A 6,000-nucleotide genomic window follows, 5' to 3' on the forward strand; every position below is an offset into this window, starting at 1 on the left:
TTTATGCCCTGAACAATCAAAAACGTCCACAGAATCAAAATAGGTAAAATTGTCATTTAGATTTTTAAAACCTTCAAAATACCTTTTAAGTATTTCGTTTTCTGGGACAAAGTGTCCTCCATTTTCCACTCGAATTGCGACTCTGGTTATGGCTTGTTGGACAGAATCTAAAATGAAATATATTAAATGCAATTCGTATCCTTCCCTTTTGAATCTTTCTGGCCAATAGAGTGGAGTTGAATTAAAATTTGTTTCATCTGTTTATAATTGTTTTTCAATGGTCATATGGAATCTCGCATACATTATAATCATCCCAGTGTGTGACTCTTGAGTCATGCCTGCCTGTCCGGTAGGCAGGCTCGATTTCATAACAAAAATCTTTTTTTTTCAGAATGGCCTCATTAACCTCTATTTCCAATTCTTCAAAGGCCTGATTGTGTGCCATTTGATCTCTTATCTCTGATTGCTGAAGTTTTGAATAAAATTCCAAGAAATACTTATCGTAATCGAAAGGAGTCACGTTTCCATCAAAAAATGCTTGGGAAAAGGAAGATTTTCCTGCGCCATTACAACCTGCTACAACCCATAGTTTTGGTTTATTCAAGATTGAATTGTGGGGACGGAGTTGGATTTTTATTCAGAGTCCCTGCTTTCAATGCTAGTTCGTAAACTTCAATTTCCTTAATAACTCGTGGCATTTGAGCTTTAAGTTGTATTTGAAACTTCAGGATTTCTTTTTTTTTCTCCTTGATATTCATGAAAGCAAATTTACTATTATTTATCGAAGGTGAGGCTATACTACTTTACAACCATCCATCACCTGTGTTTGAAGTCTTAGTTTAACCCGGAATATGCATTAGCAATTCTATTGCGGTCTTTAATTGCTTCAAAATCAGCCACTACGTTGCTATTTTCGACTTAACCATAGCTTCGGCTATGCCTCAGTCTCCAAACAGCCTGATTTTCTTGCAATTACAGCCCTCATTACGAAACCTAATACATAATCCGGGTTTAAAAACATGTGAAAATTTAATCACCATATTTTTCAAGCATAGCATTTAAATTCTCTTCAAGCTCATCTATAGAGATTGAGGTATTCATATTTTCTTTAGAATGAGCGTAATCTGATTGTACAGCTGCTTTAAGTGCATTGAAGTGTTCGTTGCCAACTATCTCCAATTCATTAGGGCTGATTTTTTCAAGCAACTCCATCAACTGCTGGTATGCTGAATCACTTACTTTAAGAGTTATAGTCTGCATAAGAAATGAATTTTTATTAAGATAAATTACGATTGGAAATTAAACAAGTTGCTTTTAAATAATTGACTAACATTAATCAAGGTTGGCTTGTGATTGGTTATTGATTGTCCCGATAGCTATCGGGAGTTGTTGGTTTTTAGTTGTTGGTTTCGCCACGGTGGGTAGGTGTTATACGTTAATGGTTAAAGGGTTAAAGGGATCCTCAAAAGAGTGAGTTAGTTCCGCCACGGCGGACGAGTGTTAGTTAGTTCAGTATTTACCCCCGGCCCCTAAAGGGGAGATGGGAGTTATTGGTTAAGGGTTAAGGGTTAAGAGGTTAAAGGGGTTAAGGGTTAAGAGTTAAGGGTTAAAGGTTAAGAGGTTAAAGGTTAAAAGGGCTCCTGAAGCAAAAGGCATTGTATTTCAATACAAAAATCCAAATAGCCAAAGCGGAATTTTCGTACCAAAACCGATCTCAATTCCATCTGCTGCTACAAAGTAACCTGCTAATTCAGGATCTGATAAATCTTTATTTTTTCCTCCAACTTCTATGGTCCATTTCTGATCAATTTTAAAATCAGCATTGACCGGCAAAGTAACTTTATGTTTATAACTCACTTGGTTTAGAAAGAATGTCTCTCTTAGATTTCCAACATCGACATTGTTTCCAAGGGAATAGGCTAAGTTGGTATTTTCCAAATAGAGTTTTTCCGGTTTTTGCAATAAGGAAATGCCTTCGTTGGAAGAATATAAATTATTAGTCAGTTTACTTTCTTTTAAGTAATTGAGATAAGTCAGCAAAGTGGTTCTATTGATTCCGATTTTTTGACTCAGTTTGGAGATGTTTGGAATAAAGGGAACTGAGTCAGCAATTACACTTAGAAGCTGTTTGATTTTTGGCACATAGGCCAAATCAAATTTTCTCAATTGGGGTAGTTCTACCTCAAGAATTAGATTCACTACTGATCTTACTTGCTGATCTGTAAGGTCTCCAAAATCTCTATAAAATGGATAATACCCATAGCTTAAGTAGTTTGGGAAATATTTTAACGGTCTAATTTGACTGCTTATTTCACTTGCAAGTGCTACATGTTTCTCAAAAATAGCTTCTAATGAGATCCTTGATAGTTGCAGGCCATTCTCCAAATTCACATACTCCCTAAAGGAGAGACCTGTCATTTGATAAATAAATGCTCTCCGACTGAGGTCTGCCGAAGCATTAAGAATTTCCAGAAGCGATGATCCTGTGAATACTACTTTTATTTCTGGGTAAAAATCATAGATATTTTTAATCTCTCTTGACCAATTTGGGTATTTATGAACTTCATCCAAGACTAATTGAAGACCACCTTGTTTTGAAAATTGATCTACAAGGTCGGAGATTGTATGAGTCGCAAACCAAATGTGGTCCAAGGAAACATATAAGGATTGTTCTTCTCTTCCTTTAAATTCATTTTTTAAATATTAAAGGATTAAGGTGGTCTTACCCACACCTCTTGATCCGGTAATCCCTATCAAACGAGTATCCCATTTGATATCCTCCATAATGCTTCTCTGAAATCCTAAATCAGTTTTTGAGAGTAGCTTTCTATATAATTCGTGAAGGACTTGCATTATTGTTCATCTTGGTATACAAAAATAGGCAAAATATGTATATCAAGGTGTACGTTTTCATAAGGAATTGAGATTCCAAAACGGCGAATGGGTGCTTGGTGGTTAAAGGGTTAAAGGTTAAGGGTTAAGGGTTAAAGATTCCGCTATGGCGGATGAGTGTTGGTTGATAGTTTTAGAATTTAAAATGAAGGAATTTAAACCCACCTTCGGTCGGCAGGATTTACCCCCAACCCCTAAAGGGGAGATGGGAGCTAAGGTGGAAAACTGATGGTTGTTGTTAGTTCCGCCACGGTGGGTAGGTGTTATACGTTAATGGTTAAATAGGTTAAGAGTTAAAGGGATCCTCAAAAGAGTGAGTTAGTTCCGCCTCGGTGGACGAGTGTTAGTTGATAGTTTTAGAATTTAAAATGAAAGGAATTAAGACCCACCTTCGGTCGGCAGGATTTACCCCCAGCCCCTAATGGGGAGATGGAAGCTAAGGTGGAAAACTGATGGTTGTTGTTGGTTATTAGTTCCGCCACGGCGGACGAGTGTTAGTTGTTGGTTCCGCCTCGGTGGACGAGTGTTAGTTGCTAGAATTTAAAATGGCTGACTGACTACTGGTTCTGATATCGGGACTTACTACTTAACTTATCAATTCTTCTTTACAACCACCCATTTACCATTTTTTGTAGAACCTACCCGGAAGACGATTCCAAGTGTTTTGAGTTTTTTAATATTATATTCGACACCTCTTACGGAAATCCCCAACTGGTCAGCTAGCTCATCTCTTGTAAGACGGGGATTTTGAGCCATTAAATTGATTAAGGCTTTCGCTGTTTCTCCCACAGTTTCTCCCACAGTTTCTCCCACAGTTTCTCCCACAGTTTCATTCTCAACTTCCAAACTTGGAAAAGTCATTCTGATATAGTTTTCGGAAAAGTGAAAGCATTCTTTTCCGTATGATTGGAGAATGCGGGGAACACCAGAACCTAGCTGCTCCACCAGCTCCATATCCCGAAAGACACGCATAAGTTCTTTACTTCGAGGGATAGAAATACCCTCAAAAAATTCAAGTTGTGATAATCCCTGGGGTAAGCCACCGTAGGAAGTAATTTCAAATCGATCAGCAAAGAATTCGAATTTAGGAGCCAATTCATAGGTATAATCATTGTGCACCATTGCATTAATGACTGCCTCTCGAAGAGCAAGAGAGTTCCATTTCTTCTTTTCAATACGTTCTTTCGAAGTGATCTTGGTAAATGTTTTGTTTTCGACCTCAATTTTATCTAAAACCTGTTTTGTAGCTTTAACAAGGGAGCAGAAACCAAACTCATCACTTTGAATTAGATCCACCCGATTTGTCGAGGAGTATTTAGCCACTTTAACCGATACCGTATTATTGTCTGCAAGCAAGTAAGCGACATAATTGAGCAGTCGATCTTCATTGAGGAGTTCTAGGGTTTTCGTAAAAGGCAGGTTGAGCGGCTTCGCAACAGACTCATAATATATGCGGAGTTGCTCAAATTTCAGATCTTGACTTGGAGATTTGATTTTTCCGATAGAGTTTCGAATCCTTTTTGCGAAGAGTTCTTCGATCATTCGAGGAGGCATTGGTTCGGATGCGCTCCCCTTGCGAACAAAGGTTCCCTTCTCAGACATCCCATATTTTTTGAGGTAATAGGGACGTTCCTGACCACTTGCGACGATAATTTTAAGAATAGTCTTTTCTTTGCGGATTTCAGTTACAATATCGAATAGTCCTAGGCAAGAAGGGGCAATATTATGTTTGATCCTGTCTTTGATCTGAAGCTGAATAGCATCTGGGTTTTCTACTCCAACTTCCTCCCCTGATCCATCTACCCCAAGGTAAATGGTGCCACCTCCTAGGTAATTGAGAAAAGCGACCACCTCTTTTTCGAAGTTGTCTGTAAGTTGGCGTTTGTATTCTAGTCGATTATTTTCGCTCAAGGAGCCATTTGTTTAATTTATAATTTGTTGAATTGAAAAACTTGACAAATTGATTCACAACAATACTAGAGGCCTTGCTATTATGAAGGAGATGTAACTCTTAATTTCTGATTTCTGAGATCAATGTAGATTTCCCACTTCCGTTAGGCCCTGCAAAAAGTCTAAATTTATACGCTGAAATCAATTTTGTAATTTAAAAATGCCTTTACTTGCCTTTTTACTTTTAAATCTTGATTCTTTGATTGTCACTTCAGTTCCGTTAGGACTTATTTGAATTATCTTATTATTTCTTGCTACTATATCCTCTAGACCAAGAACTCTAATCAATTTTTTTGCCTTTTGATTTGCCCTGTTTTGAGCAATGATAAGTTCTTTAGCTGTAATTTCTTTCTTGCTCATTGTTTGGGTGCGTTATACGTTTACTTCCAAATCACTAACGGAATACCAAAATACCTGGTTTTTGTTTTAATGGATATCTTGCCTTCGACCGTTGTTAGAGAATTCTAAAATGCAGGGATTGAGAATTTAAAATACCCAGAGCCGGAGTCGAACCAGCAAGATGCTATTAAGGCGTGATCCTATCAGAATCTAAAAGGTCTGAAAATATAGCAGTTTTGTGGGTGGAACTCCATTTCTTATTACTGCATCGTCTTGAATCTAGTGTCTAGACTCTTAGTTCTAAACTCCTGCCTTCGTTAGGCAAGCCTGCTACCTGCTACCTGCTACTCAGAAAACACAGCTTCGCCCTTTGAGTCCCATTTCCGGGCATTAATCGAGGAGTTGTAGAATCCAACATCCTAAGTCACAATCGAGATTGCCATCCCTTCGGGAGGCAGGCTTCGTCTGCTTTTAGGCCTTTTCGTAATGATGCTTATGACTGAGTAATAAATTTACTCGGTAGTTTTTGAAAAGCAAACTTTGGTGTTGGAAGTTTGTAGGTGTTTGGTGTTGGATGTCAGGTGACGGGTGTTGGGTGTTGGGTGTTGGGTGTTGGTTGTCATTGTTGTTAAGGATTATAGATCCGGCTTCTAGAGAAGCAGGATAACTCGGAAAACAGACTTTCGGAAAAGCCATTCGTGCGACACGAACGGCTAACGTTAATTCTGACCTGCAGTCCGGAGACGAGCGCAACTCCCCCTTCAGCACATATATTGTCATAGAAAATTATCCTTGCCAAAGGGGGCTCGGGGGATTTTG

The 6,000-nt window shown here is 38.4% G+C and carries 7 protein-coding genes and 1 pseudogene; all 8 read right to left on the reverse strand.

Annotated features, from left to right (window positions below):
* Positions 1-274 precede the first annotated feature (274 nt).
* Positions 275-604 (reverse strand): hypothetical protein, encoded by a 330-nt coding sequence (locus tag SYJ56_RS23680; protein WP_323838600.1) that lies wholly within the window; start codon positions 602-604, stop codon positions 275-277.
* Positions 597-758 carry a hypothetical protein gene (locus tag SYJ56_RS23685; RefSeq protein WP_323838602.1) on the reverse strand — a complete coding sequence of 54 codons (162 nt, stop codon included), beginning with the start codon at positions 756-758 and terminating at the stop codon, positions 597-599. Before SYJ56_RS23685 ends, SYJ56_RS23680 begins: the two co-directional genes overlap by 8 nt.
* A 271-nt stretch (positions 759-1,029) precedes the next feature.
* Positions 1,030-1,260, reverse strand: a complete 231-nt coding sequence (locus tag SYJ56_RS23690; protein WP_323838603.1) for a hypothetical protein — start codon at positions 1,258-1,260, stop codon at positions 1,030-1,032.
* Positions 1,261-1,662: 402 nt separating this feature from the next.
* A pseudogene (locus tag SYJ56_RS23695) lies at positions 1,663-2,676 on the reverse strand (ATP-binding protein); the annotation flags it as partial.
* 27 nt (positions 2,677-2,703) lie between these two features.
* The gene (locus SYJ56_RS23700; protein WP_323838605.1) at positions 2,704-2,853 is read right to left on the reverse strand and encodes a hypothetical protein; all 150 of its coding nucleotides are present in this window, start codon (positions 2,851-2,853) and stop codon (positions 2,704-2,706) included.
* Positions 2,854-3,486: 633 nt separating this feature from the next.
* Positions 3,487-4,803: an RNA-binding domain-containing protein gene (locus tag SYJ56_RS23705; RefSeq protein WP_323838607.1), complete on the reverse strand. Its 1,317-nt coding sequence runs from the start codon at positions 4,801-4,803 to the stop codon at positions 3,487-3,489.
* Between the two features lie 180 nt (positions 4,804-4,983).
* Positions 4,984-5,202 (reverse strand): hypothetical protein, encoded by a 219-nt coding sequence (locus tag SYJ56_RS23710; RefSeq protein WP_323838609.1) that lies wholly within the window; start codon positions 5,200-5,202, stop codon positions 4,984-4,986.
* Positions 5,203-5,809: 607 nt separating this feature from the next.
* A partial coding sequence (locus tag SYJ56_RS23715; RefSeq protein WP_323838611.1) for a hypothetical protein occupies positions 5,810-6,000 on the reverse strand: 191 nt, incomplete at its 5' end.

The organism is Algoriphagus aurantiacus, assembly GCF_035156405.1.
In the GTDB taxonomy this organism is placed as follows: Bacteria; Bacteroidota; Bacteroidia; order Cytophagales; family Cyclobacteriaceae; genus Algoriphagus; species Algoriphagus aurantiacus.